The organism is Algoriphagus chordae, assembly GCF_003254055.1.
GTDB classification, from domain to species: domain Bacteria; phylum Bacteroidota; class Bacteroidia; order Cytophagales; family Cyclobacteriaceae; genus Algoriphagus; species Algoriphagus chordae.
In genome coordinates this window covers 1-16146 of sequence record NZ_QKZT01000009.1, presented here as the reverse complement: position 1 = coordinate 16146, position 16146 = coordinate 1, and the positions used below count along the sequence as shown (strand labels likewise).

At 40.3% G+C, this 16146-nt stretch carries 16 protein-coding genes and 1 pseudogene; 11 read left to right on the top strand and 6 right to left on the bottom strand.

Annotation, left to right across the window (positions count from 1 at the left end; genetic code table 11):
• Nucleotides 1–20: 20 nt before the first annotated feature.
• A complete protein-coding gene (locus LV85_RS11170; RefSeq protein WP_111319393.1) occupies nt 21–833 on the bottom strand; it encodes a creatininase family protein in 813 nt (270 codons plus the stop codon).
• Nucleotides 834–1074: 241 nt separating this feature from the next.
• Between LV85_RS11170 and LV85_RS11165 the strand changes: the two genes are divergently transcribed.
• Entirely contained in the window at nt 1075–1779 is a 705-nt protein-coding gene (locus LV85_RS11165) for a ferritin-like domain-containing protein (protein ID WP_111319391.1), read from the top strand.
• A 25-nt stretch (nt 1780–1804) separates the two neighbouring features.
• A complete protein-coding gene (locus LV85_RS11160) occupies nt 1805–2623 on the top strand; it encodes a ferritin-like domain-containing protein (protein ID WP_111319389.1) in 819 nt (272 codons plus the stop codon).
• Nucleotides 2624–2922: 299 nt separating this feature from the next.
• Here LV85_RS11160 and LV85_RS11155 read toward each other — a convergent pair whose 3' ends face one another.
• The gene (locus LV85_RS11155) at nt 2923–3477 is read right to left on the bottom strand and encodes a GNAT family N-acetyltransferase (RefSeq protein WP_111319387.1); all 555 of its coding nucleotides are present in this window, start codon (nt 3475–3477) and stop codon (nt 2923–2925) included.
• Nucleotides 3478–3640: 163 nt separating this feature from the next.
• On the opposite strand from LV85_RS11155, the gene LV85_RS11150 reads away from it, so the two are divergent.
• The 5 genes from LV85_RS11150 (at nt 3641) to LV85_RS11130 (ending at nt 10002) form a co-directional block, all read left to right on the top strand.
• Complete coding sequence (locus LV85_RS11150) at nt 3641–6955, top strand: LamG-like jellyroll fold domain-containing protein (protein ID WP_111319385.1); 3315 nt, start codon at nt 3641–3643, stop codon at nt 6953–6955.
• Nucleotides 6956–7220: 265 nt separating this feature from the next.
• Nucleotides 7221–8078 carry an ATP-binding cassette domain-containing protein gene (locus tag LV85_RS11145; protein ID WP_111319383.1) on the top strand — a complete coding sequence of 286 codons (858 nt, stop codon included), beginning with the start codon at nt 7221–7223 and terminating at the stop codon, nt 8076–8078.
• Entirely contained in the window at nt 8075–8896 is an 822-nt protein-coding gene (locus LV85_RS11140; RefSeq protein WP_111319381.1) for a hypothetical protein, read from the top strand. Before LV85_RS11145 ends, LV85_RS11140 begins: the two co-directional genes overlap by 4 nt.
• 1 nt (nt 8897) lies before the next feature.
• Nucleotides 8898–9275 (top strand): GntR family transcriptional regulator, encoded by a 378-nt coding sequence (locus tag LV85_RS11135; protein ID WP_111319379.1) that lies wholly within the window; start codon nt 8898–8900, stop codon nt 9273–9275.
• Nucleotides 9262–10002, top strand: coding sequence for a hypothetical protein (locus tag LV85_RS11130; RefSeq protein ID WP_111319377.1), 741 nt, complete (start codon nt 9262–9264; stop codon nt 10000–10002). Before LV85_RS11135 ends, LV85_RS11130 begins: the two co-directional genes overlap by 14 nt.
• 11 nt (nt 10003–10013) lie before the next feature.
• On the opposite strand, the gene LV85_RS11125 is transcribed toward LV85_RS11130, so the two are convergent.
• Entirely contained in the window at nt 10014–10646 is a 633-nt protein-coding gene (locus tag LV85_RS11125; protein ID WP_111319719.1) for an HPP family protein, read from the bottom strand.
• Between the two features lie 176 nt (nt 10647–10822).
• Nucleotides 10823–11332, bottom strand: a complete 510-nt coding sequence (locus LV85_RS11120) for a RidA family protein (protein ID WP_111319375.1) — start codon at nt 11330–11332, stop codon at nt 10823–10825.
• Between the two features lie 74 nt (nt 11333–11406).
• On the opposite strand from LV85_RS11120, the gene LV85_RS11115 reads away from it, so the two are divergent.
• Nucleotides 11407–11868 carry a GNAT family N-acetyltransferase gene (locus LV85_RS11115; protein WP_111319373.1) on the top strand — a complete coding sequence of 154 codons (462 nt, stop codon included), beginning with the start codon at nt 11407–11409 and terminating at the stop codon, nt 11866–11868.
• A gap of 92 nt (nt 11869–11960) precedes the next feature.
• Here LV85_RS11115 and LV85_RS11110 read toward each other — a convergent pair whose 3' ends face one another.
• Both LV85_RS11110 and LV85_RS11105 read right to left on the bottom strand, forming a co-directional pair.
• On the bottom strand, nt 11961–12683 hold the full coding sequence (locus LV85_RS11110) for a DUF4397 domain-containing protein (RefSeq protein WP_111319371.1): 723 nt from the start codon (nt 12681–12683) through the stop codon (nt 11961–11963).
• Between the two features lie 186 nt (nt 12684–12869).
• Nucleotides 12870–13364 (bottom strand): DinB family protein, encoded by a 495-nt coding sequence (locus tag LV85_RS11105; protein ID WP_111319369.1) that lies wholly within the window; start codon nt 13362–13364, stop codon nt 12870–12872.
• A gap of 137 nt (nt 13365–13501) precedes the next feature.
• Between LV85_RS11105 and LV85_RS11100 the strand changes: the two genes are divergently transcribed.
• The 3 genes and pseudogenes from LV85_RS11100 to LV85_RS11090 form a co-directional block, all read left to right on the top strand.
• On the top strand, nt 13502–14452 hold the full coding sequence (locus LV85_RS11100; protein WP_158531170.1) for a helix-turn-helix transcriptional regulator: 951 nt from the start codon (nt 13502–13504) through the stop codon (nt 14450–14452).
• A gap of 420 nt (nt 14453–14872) precedes the next feature.
• A complete protein-coding gene (locus LV85_RS11095) occupies nt 14873–15676 on the top strand; it encodes a hypothetical protein (RefSeq protein ID WP_111319365.1) in 804 nt (267 codons plus the stop codon).
• A 239-nt stretch (nt 15677–15915) separates the two neighbouring features.
• Nucleotides 15916–16146, top strand: a pseudogene (locus LV85_RS11090) (hypothetical protein); the annotation flags it as partial.

Sequence of the window (16146 nt, the reverse complement as noted above, 5' to 3'; positions counted from 1 at the left end):
GGAATGTTAATTAATGAAAATTAAAGTCCAGCCATATCCCATTTTCGAATAGTGTCTTTAATCAACTTCAGGATTTTAGCATTTACCTTCTCAAAATATTCTTTAGCCTGAGCTTCATCGAAATTGGGATAACCTTGTCCTTCTTCATAAAGCCCTATGGAAGATGGGAAAGGACTGGCTGACCATGTTCCTTCGGTTGGATAAGCCGTTGCCATCTCAGGACTGTATCTTTCTTTGTGTACCAGAGTTGGGTCAATGGCCTGGATATAGGCCGTTTCATTCAAGCCAGCATGTCCACCGTTTTCATCGAAGACCTCAAAAGTCACATCTGAGGCAACTGACCACCAATTGATTACTAAAGTTCTTACGCCTAGCTCGGTTGCTACCTCGGCTGCAACCTCTTGCAAGACCTTGGTTTGCCCTCCGCCGTGACCATTTAATAGGATAATGTTTTTAAACCCATTTTTCGCAAGCCCTTTTAGAATATCCCTTATGAAAGGGCGGTAAGCTTCTTCGCTGATGTGAAAAGCGCCTGGGAATGCGGCCATACTTCCGGTGATTCCATAATTCAGCGTAGGAGCGATAAGTGCGTTAAGCTCATCGGCCATGTCTTTGGCCATAGCTTCAGGTGCTGTATTGTCTGCACCATTATTTACCACTCCATGAGGCTCAAGGGTACCAGTAGGCAATAGCACGGTACTTATTTTCTCAGGAACAAATTCGGCAAATTCCATCCAATTGATGCGATTCATTTCGCGGGTTGAAATTTTTTCTTGGGCTTTGATCTGAAAAAATGATAGCAAGAGAATAGAAAGTAAAAGTGGCTTTTTCATGACTAAAGGGTTTAAAAAGAAAGGTTTATGAAAGTTTGTTCACCAGTAGAACAAAGACTCCAAGTTCAAAATACCAATCAATTTTTGATTTATCTCAAAAAACTTTGGGCTTTACTAAATCCAGTTGGCGGGAGGCCTTCGTAATTGTCTTTAAAGTAGCAGATCGATCAAATAGGGTACTGCTAGTAACAACACTTTATGAAAACCATAACCGGATTATTTTAACCTAAACACTCAGAAAATGAAAAATGAACTAATTAAGCCTCAGGGACTGATCAAAAATGCGAATCGCAGACAGTTCCTCAAAACAGGCTCACTCTCGGTAGCCGCCGCCGGATTGATCATGGTGGGCTGTAAAGATGTAGAAGAAATTAATCCAATGCCTCCAATGGGAGACGGCGTGATGCTAGGATCAGGAGATATAGGGATTTTGAATTATGCGTATGCACTGGAGCAGTTGGAAGCAGCCTTTTATGGTGCGGTAATCCAAGGAGGGTATTTCGCAAATGCGAGTGCGGAAGAGAAGACTATTATGGGGGATCTGGAAAAGCATGAGAGAGCACACAAGGAGTTTTTCAAAGCAGCACTTGGTGATGCGGCGATTGCAGATTTGGAAGTGGATTTCTCTGCGATAAATTTTGGAGATAGAATGTCAGTACTGAATGCTGCGAAGACTTTTGAAGACTTAGGAGTAGCAGCTTACAATGGTGCTGGCCAGTATATCGAGAATGTAGATTACTTATTGATTGCGGGGAAAATTGTTTCAGTAGAAGCGAGACATGCTGCAGCGATCAGAGATTTGCTCAATCCAGGTTCTGCTGATTTTGCAGGAGATGATTTGATAGATGAAAATGGCTTAGAGCGCACGCTGAATTTCTCTCAGGTATTGACAGCTGCTAGTGCCTATGTCACCACACCAATTGACTTCAGTCAGTTGCCTTCATAAACCACCACTTTAAACTACATAAGACATGAACTTATTAAAATTGTTAGATAAAATGTGCCCGGAGACAAATAGTCCGGAAGAGAAAGATATGTTTTTCTCCAGAAGAGAGGCTTTTCGCCAGTTTGGAGATATGAGTAAGAAAGTAGCCATGGCTGCTGTGCCATTGGGGATTCTGTCGGCTTTACCTAAAGTAGCAAAGGCAGATACTGCAAGTTTGATCGGTGTATTGAATTTCGCCTTAACCTTAGAGCATTTGGAGTATAGATATTATCAGATGGGTATTGAGTCAGGAGTTATTGACGGAGCGGATTCAGCGATTTTTATGAAAATCAGAGATCATGAATTGGCACACGTAAATTTCTTAACAGAAGTAGTTGGAAATGTATTGGGCGGTACGCCAGTTGCTGAGCCAGATTTTGATTTTACTGCAGGAGGCAACTTTATGCCATTCGAAGATTATGGTCAGTTTTTGGCACTTTCTCAGGCATTCGAAGATACTGGAGTTAGAGCTTACAAAGGTCAGGCAGGAAATGTAATGGAGAATGATGTAGTCTTGACAGCTGCCCTTTCCATTCATTCTGTGGAGGCAAGACATGCCTCTATGGTGAGAAGATTACGGACTAAGAAAGGTCAGGATGATGTAAAGGGCTGGATCACTAATGGTTCCAACGGAACTCTTCCGGCTGCAACACAGGCAATCTATGCCGGCGAAGAAAACGTCTCACATGGGGGTGTAAACGTCGTTGATTTGACCGGAATAGATGCTGGTGCTGTATCCGAAGGATGGGATGAGCCGCTTAACAAAGATCAAGTTTTGGGAATTGCATCCTTATTCCTAGCCTAAGAAACTATTAATTAGTTGGGGTTGAGTGGTTTGATGTCACTTCCATTTGGAGGTGGCATCTTTTTTTTGTTTAACCACTAAGTACACAGAGGATTACACAGAGAACGCAGCAGCCTGTTATCTTTATCAAGCTTTTTTAAATGTATGATCTCTTGCAACGGCAATATGTCAGCATTACTTAGCATTTTCAGAAACTGGAATTTTGCTGAATATTTCCCACAGATAGGCGCAATAAAAGTCGCAGATTTCCTCAGATTTTTCTCCTCTCACTACTAATCTCCTTTAAAACTTACCATCTGCTAAAAAGCAATCTTATACAAGCTACAAGGCTGTAATCGCGGGTATTTCTTCAAGTCGGGATGCTCAAAGTCATACTGATAACTCATACCGATTTTTTGCATCACTCGAGTAGAGGCTACATTCTTAGAAGATGCTAAAGAGTACAGTTCTGAAATACCTAATTCCTTTGCAAACTCGATACATCGCTGGGCTCCTTCAGTTGCGTAGCCCTGATTCCAAAACTTTCTTTGAATCCTCCAGCCGATGTCTATACAGGGAGTGAAGGGAGCGATGAAGGATTTGATGCCCAATCCGATCATGCCGAGAAATTCTTCGCTTTCCAAAAGCTCAACAGCAAAATAACAATGACCTCGATCAGCGTAAAGTTTATTCATTCTATCCATCAAAGCTTGTGATTCAGCTATGGGAAGGGCTTTTTGGAAATACGTCATTGTTTCCTTATCTGCATTCATTTTGCTGAAAGCATCCAAGTCAGTGACATGCCAGCAGCGAAACCCTAGTCGCTCGCTGGCGAATAGGATCGGAGGCTTAGGAACTAAGGGTTGATCAGGCATTTTGACTTAGGGGTGATTACTGCAATAAATTATTTTGATTCAAGTAATTATTGCAAATATTAGAGTTGTAAGTGATTTACATTGAGCTGTTTAAATTTTATATTGAAGGTACTTAGGTTTTGCCTAATGAATCAAAAAAATTATCATTTAAACACTTTTTATCATGTCTACAAAAATTATTGATTATCAACTCAATTCTCTGGATGTTAAGAATCCAGATGAAAGTAAGAAGGCAACAGTGAAAAACTGTCAACTGGTCGATGGTCCTGGGAATGTTACCGGCTGGGGAAAATTTACACATGCACTGCAGTTTAATGGGACGAGTGTAATCAAGTCATCGGTTCAAAAATCAGAGTATAATTTTAAGCAGTTTACAGTTCGGACGATTTTTAAGGTGAGTAGTAGAGTCACCAGTCGTGTCAACTTGTTTGAAACTAATTCTTTGCCCATTGCCATTTTCTTTTTGCCAGGATCCAATGCGAACTCCTATTACCTCAATGTGTCTGTGAATTCTCCGCATTATGGATGGACTGGTCCAAATACAAAGTTCGATAAGGAATTGACCTTGAATAAGTGGACTAGGCTAGAAGTAGCTTATGATATGGATACGATCGCTGTATTTGTGGATGGAGGGCAAGTGATGACTTATGCATTACCTGTTGGTACGCTCAAGGCGGGAACTGGAGGTACAGCCTTTATTGGAGCTTGGGTGGATGGAGCCAAATATCCATTTATAGGTGATATGGCACTCTTTGAATTGCATGATGGAATTCCTAGCATTCTTGAAAATAGATTGGATGCTAGTAGGGCATCTGAACAATGGCATATTTCTTACAAGTTTGAGGAATTTCGAAAAGATAGACATTTGGGCACTCCCACCGCAAAATTGAGTAGGGAAACCAATGGTGGGTATATTCAGACTTATACTGGAGGGGCTATTTTGTACAATAGGTATTTTGGGGCCTTTGCCATGTATGGAGCTATTTATGCCTACTACAAGACATTATCTACTGCTCTTAAGAGAGAGTTGGGAGAATTGATTTCAGATGAACAAGCTGGAAACTCCTCAAGCGTACGAAAAAATGTTTTCAGATCTGGGGCCATTTATTGGTCTTCAGCCACAGGAGCCCGTGCCGTCACTGGGCAAATTTATGTTGATTACTGTGATTTGGGTGAGGATGCCTCAGTGATGAGATTGCCTACTGGGGTAGCAGGAAGAGTTTCTTCGGGAAAGCAGCAGGTATTTCAAGGAGGTAGAATGTATTATAAAAATGGAGCAGCCAGAGCTTTTGAAGTTCATGGATCTATTTTGGCAAGATTCCTGGCAATTGGTGGCCCTTCCAAATTTGGCTTCCCACTGACTGATGAAAAGGATGTGAAGAACGGTTCGAGAACTGTAGGTAAGCTAAGTGAATTTGAAAACTGCTCTATTTACTGGGCTGGTTCAATTGGTGCTTTTGAAGTACACGGAGCAATCAGAGATAAGTATCATAGTATAGGGGGAGCGATAGGTAGTTTGGGATTTCCTACCTCCAATGAAAGTAATGTGCCAGGATCTTCAGGGTCGAAAATGAATTCTTTCCAAAACGGTTCTATAGTTTGGTTTGGATCTGGTGGTACTTTCATCTGCTATCCTTTCGAAATTCATATCACCAGAATTCGTGTGCGTGATGCAGATTCGGATATTATTTTCAAAGACGATAGCGATATCTATGCTAAAATCATTGCCAAAGAAAATGGTCATCAGGTGTTCAGTTCGGTGATTCCTCAGAATGGCACCTATTCCAATACGACTGAAAAAACAGTCAATTATACCTTGAACAAGACCTTTACGCCTAATAATATCAATAAAAAGGTACTATTTGATTTTCAGGCATGGGATAGTGACAATGGAAGGCCATTCGGTGGAGGTGATGATAACTTGGGGAGATTCAGTTTGGAGCTAAATGCAGCCAATGCCTGGGGTATGAAAGGTAATAATGGAATATTTAATAGCTCAAATGGCTCTCATAGCTTGAAATTAGACTGGTCTGTACGTCCTAAAATTAGGCAGGGGGCCATGTCGGATAGGGATTACTATTTCTGGGGAGTTGCAAATAAAGGGACGAATCTCATAAGCTGGAATACCTATGCGGCGGCTTTTAGAGATGTGACTACCGGAGCAAACTTTTTTGATCATGCGTCCCTAAAATCCACATTTTATGAACTTGCTGTGAAAGAGTTGGCTGCTGGGGGGAATTGCTTTGGAATGTCCCTTGAGGGAATATATGCTAGGAAGTGCCTGAGTAGATTTGGAAAACCTCTGAATCGATTTACTTGGAATCAGACCGAACGAGAATTTAATATCAAGCATCAGTATCAAGTGGGTGCAGCAGCGATTTGGTGGTTTGTAGGTCAGTTTATCTCAGGAAATACCCATGATCCGGTTGGTGTATTTGAGGAGTCTCAGCACAACTATAACTGTGGAAATAACCCAGTCATCTGTATCTCTCAGAATTATGACTTCAGTGGTGCTCCGCATTGTATTTTGCCTCATCAGTGGAAAAAGAATGGAGACAATTGGGAGATAGTATGTTTTGATCCAAATGTCACCTCTGGAACTCGATCCATATTAATAAATCGTCGAACCAATTCTTACAGTTATAATAACGGAAGAGCATATAGCGGAACTGCTTGGTCTGGTGGAAGGCTTCAGTATATGCCATGGAATGTGCTGAATAGGGAGCCAAGAACACCAGTTTGGGATATCATTTTACTGGTTTTGGCAGGCACTGTGTTGATTTTTGCAGATAGTGGAGAGACGGAGTCCTTGACAGATTCTCGAGGACGAAATTTGGATGGAGGAAGTCTTGCCCAGAATCAAGCTTCACAAAGAGCTAATATGTTTGTTCCTGTAAGTGGCTTCGATTCGAGGGCTAATGGTCAGTCCTATTTCCAAAAAGGGAATGCCTTTTCCAATGATTTTATTCATAAGATCAAAGGGACTAAAAATGCGAAATTCGACTATTCAGTGAAAAACTTAACTGGTGAATTTAAAATTCACAGCCCAATTCTTAGAGGAGAATCCGAAACCTATGATGTGAGGGGATTGGGAGAAGGAAATAATTCGGTAACCGTGTTAAGCAAAAATCATAAAACCTATGATCTGGAATTTAGCCAGAAAATAGGTAAGGAGACTATTCAGTATAGAATGGAGAAAGTGCCAGCAGATACAAATAAGGATCTTAAAATCCAGTTCAAACCAGGTAAAGAAGGTATTGATCTGATTTCTTCGGGAGGATCTACCAATGCTCGATTCATCACGAAGGTTTTTGATGAAAACCAAAAGCTGAAGCAGGATAAGCAATTTATTCTGCCTTTGGAAGGTGGTATAAGACTTCGTCCTACGACTGTTTTGTCAACTGGTGATTTGCTGACTTCTAAGATCGATGTCATAGGAGGAAGCATACTTGGTTCTTCGATAATCAAACCAAAATGATAGCATGATTTGAGTAGGATTCTAATTAAATGGTCCGAGGCTAGCCGAATTTTGGCTAGCCTTTTTTTGGAAAGCATAGCTAAGACAGTGGATGTTTTCTTCTAATCAAAATTGGTTTGGATTATCTATTTAAATTATTTCGCCTAGATATTCAGGTGTTTGTAGAATGTTTTTCCCCGTGTCAAAAGATTTTTTCTAAAGAAGTATTTGATTTCAAAATCATTGCATACTTTAGTGTCATAATACACTATGACAGTATAACACTATGATCGTTTCAGTCAAAGATTTAAATTTTTCCTACCGCAAGAAACCTCTACTCTTTGATGGGCTGCAATGGTCCGTTCCAGAAGGTTCGGTGGTGGGGCTGCTTGGGAAAAACGGCGCAGGCAAGTCCACCTTGCTTCACTTGCTTTCCGGATTACTTTTTCCTAAAAGTGGCATGATAGCTCTGGGTTCACATAATCCAAAAGATAGGAAACCAGCTTTCTTGGAAGATATTTTCTTTCTCGCAGATGATATAGCCTATCCTTCTACCATGAGTATTAGTAAATACGAAAAAGTAATGGGAGCATTTTATCCAGAATTTGATTCATCTCAGTTTGATCAGATTTTGGCTGATTTCGGTTTGGACAAAGAAGTCAAGCTGAAGGAGCTTTCTCTGGGAGAGCGAAAGAAGGTGTTTTTAACCTTTGGGCTGAGTACGAATTGCAGGTTTTTGCTTTTCGATGAGCCGACTAACGGGCTGGATATTCCTTCCAAAAGTGTCTTTCGCAAAGTAGTGGCCGGTAATCTGTCTGATGAGCAAACCTTGATAATTTCCACGCACTTGGTAGCTGATGTAGAGAAGTTGATAGATCGAGTGGCGATTTTGAATAATGGAAAGATACAGCTGGATGCAGATGTGTTGGAATTGTCTGACCGCTGGGTATTTGGCACTTCCTCAAACCGTCCTGATGAAGCTTTGCATGCAGAAAAAGTTGGGACAGGCTACCAATTTATCAGGTCTAGAAAAGTGCAAGAGGCTCAGACTCCTGTCAGTTTGGAATTGCTTTTCTCTGCAGTTCTACACAACAGCCTCAACGAGAATGCGATTCTTCAAACTCAAAATTCCGAAGTCCTATGAATGCTAACTCAATCAGTTTACAGCGTCTAAAAAACCTATTCCGATATGAGTGGGCGATGGACAAGAGGTTTTATCTGCTAGGAACAATTGGGGTCTTTATGATTTCTTTTGGCATTTTTTTGACCATCTGGTTTAATAATATTGAAGGATTCGTATGGGGTACTATGGATTATAGTTCAATCTTTTTCAGTGGATTTGTCTTTCTTTCTGTGTTTGGAATTAGTCAGAGTTTTATTGATTTGAGAGAGAAAAATACTGCTATACGCTACCTGACTCTACCAGGAAGCACAATGGAAAAGTTTCTAGTGCAGGTTGTTTTGCGCATGATCTTTCCATGGGTACTTTACCATATTGTGTTTTGGCTAGGGGCGAACTTTTCCGTAGATGTATATTATTTTATTCAACAATCTCTATTAGGTAAAACTGCACTTCCTGAGATATATAAGTTAGAGCTTCTAAGTCTATTTAGGCTCACTGGTACCATTGATATTGGCTATTGGATACTTATTGGCTTGATAGCTTCACTTCCTGTGCTGATGTTTATGGGCGGAATTGTTTTTGGCAAGTGGAGTTTTATAGCTATGCCAATCGCCATAATTCTTTTTGCGGGATTAATGTTTGGAAGTTATTATGCTTTAAGCTGGTTAATCTATCCCGCAATTAGCAGCTCTGGTAGCGTTGTTGGTATCCCAATAGGTAATCCTGAGGTATTTGATGGTGTTCCCTTATTTATTCTAGTATGCCTAATCCTTATTTGGTTTGCTGTTTTTCTGCCCTTTGTGATCACTTATTTAAAGCTCAAAGAGCGAGAGGTTTAAGATGGAGTTTAACGAAACAAAAAACATCTTTCTCCAGATCCGGGACTGGGTAGCTGACCAGATTCTGCAGGGGAAAATTGTGTCTGGAGAGAAGATACCTTCTGTGCGTGAACTGGCGGTAGATATGGAGGTAAACCGCAACACAGTAATGCGAAGTTACGCGCTGATGGAGGAGGAGGGAATCATCGAAAATAAGCGTGGTATAGGTTTTTTCGTAGCTGCTGATGCCAAGCGAAATCTGCTCAAGATGCAAAAGCAAACCTTTCTGAATAATGAGCTGCCCTCGATTCTACACCAGATAGAAGTGCTCAAACTCAATTCCGAGGATTTACAAACCCTGATTCAAACCATTCAATCCAACGACCATGAAAACAAGTAATAAAATTATCGTTTACTTTTTGACTTTTGCTTGGCTGAGTATCATGGCTTCGCTAATCGTTTCTAGCGGTTTTGCATCCAAGCTGCTTATTTCTAAAGGTCTTGGGTCTATGAAATTGAAAATATCTAAAACAGATGTGAGGAATGAAACTACTGTCTTACAGGATTTCTCTGTAATCCATATTAAGGAAGCATCGACCCTTCGAGTTTTTTCTGGAGATACTAATCAATTGGAATACGATGAAGTAAGTGGAGGGAAGATTAAGCCACCTAAGACCGAACAAATTCAAGATTTTATAGTGAAAAATGATACTCTTTTCATCAAAAATCTTCGCAATGCAAGAAATGGTGGGTACACTTTAAGAGTAAGTAATCTGCAGCATTTGATAGTTAAGAATACCTATAATATTGATTTGATAGGGTTTTCTCAAGATTCTCTTTTTATCACTTCAGAAAACAGCAACGTAACTATTTCTAAAAATTCTGAGTTTTCATTTCTGCACCTAAAATCAGGGCCAAAATTCGATCTGACTTTTAAATCTGTGAAAGCGTTTAGTCTGTCACAAACGGAGGATAATTGTAATGTTTTTGGTGATATCGAGGAGATTTCAGGAACAATTGGGAATTATGCTGGACTCGATATTCCTAGAAAAACAGAGAAAGTGTATGTTGATACTTCTGAGAACGGGAAATTAACTTATACAGAACCTAAAGAAGTGGATCAATAATATTGGTGTCTTTAGTTGATTTGAGAAGTTGGTGTTTTCCTCATTCTTTTTCTAAAGAACTTCTTCTTCCTTAATAACTTCAAAGTTCTCCTGAAAGACCGATGGGATGGATATTTTCGATGCGAAGTAATGTTGTTGAAAACCAAAGCCACTACCAGCAGAATCAGGGAGCCAGTCAATACAGGCGAAACGACATACATATATCCCAAGGCTTTCACCTTTTCCGAACCGATCACGGCTATCAAAGCAGTTGCACCACCTGGAGGATGTAGGGTAAGGGTCATCTGCATCATGACTATCGACAGCGCAACAGCCAATGGAGCTGCGATCCATAATGTGTTTGGGAAAATCAAATTCACCGTAACTCCCACCAAAGCAGAAACTACATGCCCTCCTACGAGATTCCTAGGCTGAGCAAGAGGACTTCCGATCAATCCATAAACAAGCACGCTAGAAGCACCGAAAGATCCGATTAAAAATAGATTTTCATACTCGTTCAGGGTGTTACTGTGAAAGAAGGTGATCAGACCTATTCCTACGAAAGCGCCTACAAAGGACCAAAAGTGCTCCTTGGCATCTACCAAGGTTTCCTTGTAAAAAACGTAGCGGGAAACTCGGATTCCACGCTGTATCTGCTTCTTCATCAGGATGAAAATCGAAAAATCAGTTTTTAAATAAAATCGCAAAAACCACATGGAAAATCTAATAATTATCAGATTTTATGTGGTTTGATGCAAAAATATGGCAAATTTTTTAAGAATTTGATTAAAAACGAGGAATAATTGTAACGCAGATAATTTTTTAAAAATGGCGTTTTGTCTTATTCTATCTCCACGATCACTTCTATTTCCACCGCCATATTATTTGGCAATGCCGCAACTCCCACAGCAGAGCGGGCATGCTTTCCTTTTTCACCGAAGACTTCTACCATCAAATCCGAGAAACCATTGATCACCGCTGGCTGCTTGGAGAAATCTGGGTCAGAATTCACCATTCCCAGGACCTTTACGAATTGCTTGATCCTGCTAAGATCTCCTCCAGTAGCCAGTTTCAACACGGCGATGATTTCCAACCCTGTCTCTCTAGCTGCTTGATAGCCTTCCTCTACGCTTAATTCAGCACCGACTTTCCCGAATACATCAGGGCCTGTGCCTGATAAATAAAGCATATTATCCACCTGCTTCCATTTTACATAATTGGCGATGGGGGCAGTGATCTCTGGAAGTGAGAGTCCTAGTTCTTTTAACTTTGCCTCAGGGCTTTGGGCAAAAGATAAAAGAGGAAGTAAAGTGATAAGGCTTAGTGTTAATAAGTAGTTTTTTAATTTCATAGCGGACTTGTTTTAGCTTTCCTAAGCTAGCAGATTCTTTTTACTTTTGAAGCCAAATATTAAAAGTTGTTCTGATGGATCAAATCGAAATATTACCCTATTCCCCTGAATTAAATCCTTTTTTCAAATCAATAAACCAAGCTTGGGTGGAGAGTCTTTTTTCTATTGAACCTTTTGATCAGGCTCAGCTTGATAACCCGGAGGAAATAATAGTGAAGCCTGGAGGTACTATACTCTATGCCAGAATAGGCAAGGAAATTATAGGGACAGTAGGCCTTCACAAAGTATCCGATGAAGTATATGAACTCATCAAAATGGGTGTAGCAGCTAGTGCAAAGGGGAAAGGTGTGGGCATGATTCTCGCAAAGTCTGCATTACAAAAAGCCAAAGATATGGGAGGGAAGAAAGTGATCCTATATACTCACTCCAAACTCGCGTCAGCCTTAAGGATATATGAAAAATTGGGTTTTAAGGAAGTCGAACTTGAAGAGGGGAAATATTGTAGATGTGATCTGAAAATGGAATTAGACTTGTAGTATCCTGCACTATGAAATAATCCCAGTCTTTAGGACAAAAAAAATCCCAACCTAAGTTAGATCGGGATTTTTGAATATCAATTAAGCAATGATTAATAGTCTATATAGTTGGTCAGTAATTGCAAATCAAGCTTTTTGGACGGGTCAGTTGACAATTCATATCCTCTTAATACAAGAGTATAGACTCTGCTTCCCTTCAGATCCACATTGGTCGCAGAAGCAAGGACTTCCCCGCTGCTAGAAACAACAGTCAAATTGTAAGTGTTGTTATCCAAGCTCTCAAATTCTGAGTTAGCTTTGAAAGCCAGATCAGTAAACATTGGAGTTTCTACCTCGTCGATCATAAGTGAAACTGATCCCGCATCAGGAGAGAGGTTTACCATTCTCAATTGCGCTTCTCCATCCGTTGGTTCTGACCAATCATCATCTACCAATACTGCATCCATTTCCCCCGCAGCTTCTACTATAAACATAGAGTAAACAGAATCTACTTTGATTTCAAATTGCTTTTCCAAAAGAGAAGTCAAAGAATTCGCTTCCGAAAACTTGAAGAGTCTGTCTCCAGGGAAGAAGTTTTTGTAAGATAAAACATCAGAATACTTCAGTGGGAAATCGTTTACCCTGTTTTGGTCCGCATATACAATCATAGCTGGGCTACTTGGAGCACCATTGTAAATAGAAATATAACCTGCGTCAGGATAATCATACGGATCGTTGTCATTCATACAACTGGTCAACCCCATTACCCCCGCCACTAAGGCTAGGAAAGCCAGAGATTTAAGATTCGTGTTCGCAAATGATTTAAGACTCATCATATGTAATTGTTAGTTTTAGTTTTTAATCATAACCAAGACGCATATGATGTCTGATTCGCTACAGTAAGGATAATATTTTGTGTAAGGAGTTTATTTCTAAATAGTTAAAGTTTGTAGCCGAGCTTTGTACCATCACAGAATGCTATAAAATGGTCAATGATGAAACAAACCTCGACCGGATGAAGATTAATACTGCTCCCAGAAGTTTGGAGGAGTGATACCTAAGGCTCGCAGATACACGAAACCCTGGCCTCGGTGGTGAATTTCATTGTCTATGATGTAGAATAATATGCTGTAACCTGTGCCATCATATTGTCCAAAGGCTTTTATTTGCTTCTGGAATTCCTCCATAGTAATATCCTTCCAGTATCCCTGGATTTCTTCTGTGGATTTATCCCAACTAGCCAGAAGTTCAGCTTTTGTAGTTAGTTCAGCTTTTTCCTCGTCAAGAGCCTCCCAAGTTGACGTGGCCAAGCCTCTAGCAGTCGTGCTATCCATTGCCAGCATTTCTTTTATTAGCTGCGCAAAAGTCCGCATTCCGCCTATGCTGAATTCGAACAATTCTTTCTCAGGAAAAGCTTCCAGAGTTCTGCGGGTGACTTTACGATGTCCTAGCCAGTGTGTGAGCAATTGATCTTTGTCGATGATTTGAGCGCTTGTCGATGATGTTGTCGTTTCCATTGTACGTATGTTTTGTTTAAGAATACTCAAATTAACAACCGGATAGTGTCAGCCCTATGTCAGTAGGATTTTAGGAAATGAAAGATTTTCTGAATTTTTTCAACTTTCTTTACTTTGAAGCTCCACATGTATTTTTCATGAACAGAATAGACCGACTTACCGCCATACTTACCCATCTGCAATCCAAGCGAAGGGTGCGAGCATCTGAGCTTGCTGCACGTTTTGAGGTGAGTTTGCGGACGATCTATAGAGATGTAAGATCTCTGGAAGAGTCAGGAGTTCCTATCATCGGAGAAGCTGGGCAGGGATATTCGTTGGTGGAGGGTTATCGACTTCCGCCTATCATGTTTAGCAGAGAGGAGGCCTTGGCACTTTTGGTTGCTGAGAAGATGGTGGAAAAATCACTTGATGCCCAGAATAGCAAATCTTTTAAAGAAGCCTTGATCAAAATCAAGGCTGTGCTGAAATCCACCGAGAAGGATTTTCTGGTAGAAGTGGAGGATACAATTAAGGTACTGAAGACGAATTCCTCAAGATCGATGAATATGTCCAGCAAGGCTTTTCAACTTGTCTTGCAGGCTATTTCGGAGAAAAAAGTGATAGCTAGTACCTACGTTACCTTTGATCCTGAACATACGACCCATAGAGAACTAGAGCCTGTCGGTTTGTTTCATTCCTATGAACAGTGGTATTTGATGGCCTATTGCCGATTGAGAAAGGATTACCGTACTTTTCGCTTAGATAGATTTACTGTGCTTGATATCACGGATATTTCCTATTCTACAGCAAAGCATCCATCGCTACAGTCCTATTTGGACAAAATAGCCAGTGAGCAAAAGCTATATCAAATCATCTTGGAAGTGCCTGATGGATCTTTGAAATACATAGCTAATTCCAAATATAACAATGGTTTCGTGTCAGAGAAGAGGGTTGATAAACTGACGGAAATGACTTTTATGAGTTCCTCCATTGAAGGTTTTGTGCGCTGGATAATTTCACTGGGAGATATGGTATTGGTCAAGGAGCCGCCTTTGTTGCGTGCTAGACTAGCTGAACTGATAGGAGAGATCAAGGAAATGCAGGGCTGAGGATTTTGTTGTCAATGGATTAATACGCAGAATGAAGGATTGGAGCCTGCATCAGGTGTTTTTGGGATAATAGCCATATTTTTAGAAGCTCGGATTCTTGGGGGATATTTTCCCCAATAGAGGGCATTAAGGCACATGACTAGCATCAGATTTTTACTTTCTGAAAGTCTGGCTTATTAAAATTATATTAATGTAGCTCTGGATTACAGCTTCAGATGAATTACAGAAACTAGCTGAAATCTGGCTTATACTAAGTCTCTTGACCTATTTCGACTGATTTTGGAGGGAAATCAATCGCTGAAATAGGTGAATTTAATTTTGAGTTGAATAACTTCGCGTTCTCAAGTTTTTCCAACTAGCGATGGAATGGCATTTGAGACTAAGAGATATTGAAAACACAATCATCAAAAACTGAAAATTATGAATGTTAAAATATTAGGTACGGCTGCTGCGGCATTGTTGATAGCAGTAAGTTGTCAACCGAAAAAAGCGGAAAATGAAGAACTAGTGGTAATGGAGACAGAAGTGGCCGCTCCTGCAGAGATTTCGATTGAGAAATTCAGCGATTCTCCAGCTTATTTGAGTTCCTCTTTGACTTTGAAAAAACCAACCAGCACTACAATTGCGAAAGCAGGTGAAGTTGATTTTTCATTTGATGTGAAGGACTACAACTTGGGCGAAGTAACTGAGCGTACGGGTATGGCCGAGAACTTGGCTAATTCCGACAAAGGTCAACACATTCATTTTATTTTGGATAATGAGCCTTATTCTGCTCACTACGAGCCTGAATTTAAGCGTGAGATGCCAGAAGGAACACATTACTTGGTAGCATTCTTGAGTAGATCTTACCATGAGTCAGTGAAGAATGATCAATCTTTCATTGCCAAAAAATTTGTGGTTGGTGCAGCTAGTGATGATAAGAATGTAGATCTCGATAAGCCTACTATGATCTATAGTCGTCCAAAAGGTGAGTATAGCGGAGCAGATACTGAAAACTTATTGCTTGATTTCTTCTTGCTAAACACCACACTTTCTGAAGATGGAAATAAAGTAAGAGCAACTATCAACGGTCAGGAATTTATGATCACTGAATGGGCTCCTTATGTAATCAAAGGCCTTCCTAAAGGTGAAGTAACTGTCAAATTGGAATTGCTTGATTCAAACGGAACTTTGATCCCAGGTGGATTTAACGACGTAACTAGAACAGTAACTTTGAAGGATTAATCTAAAAGCCATTAAGTCTGACACTTAAAACTCCGTGTGATTGATTTCACACGGAGTTTTTTTGTAATCTAATCTTTCGCAACGACGCGGCGTTTTGATAACCTTTGAGATTTTCAAAACATCAATTGGTTTCCTACTGTTCTTAAACCCCAATTATGCAATAGGAATAGTAAAGTGATCCAAAATCTTTGAAAGGGAATAGAAAACCACGATTTTTAATAGAATTAAATCTCACCAAAATGGTTAATCTGCCGATTGAGTATTCCGACAAGCCAGTCACACCCTTTGGGGGAATGAGTTTGATGAAGCGTTTTGTAGATCAGATTGGAATCGAGGAGTATCTCAGCTCCCTTGATTTACCTCAGCCGGGATCTAACAGAGGCTATGATCCGGCAGATATTGTGACTTCATTTTGGCTAAGCATCTGGACTGGGGCTAGCCGTTATATTCATTGTGACTGGCTGCGTTAT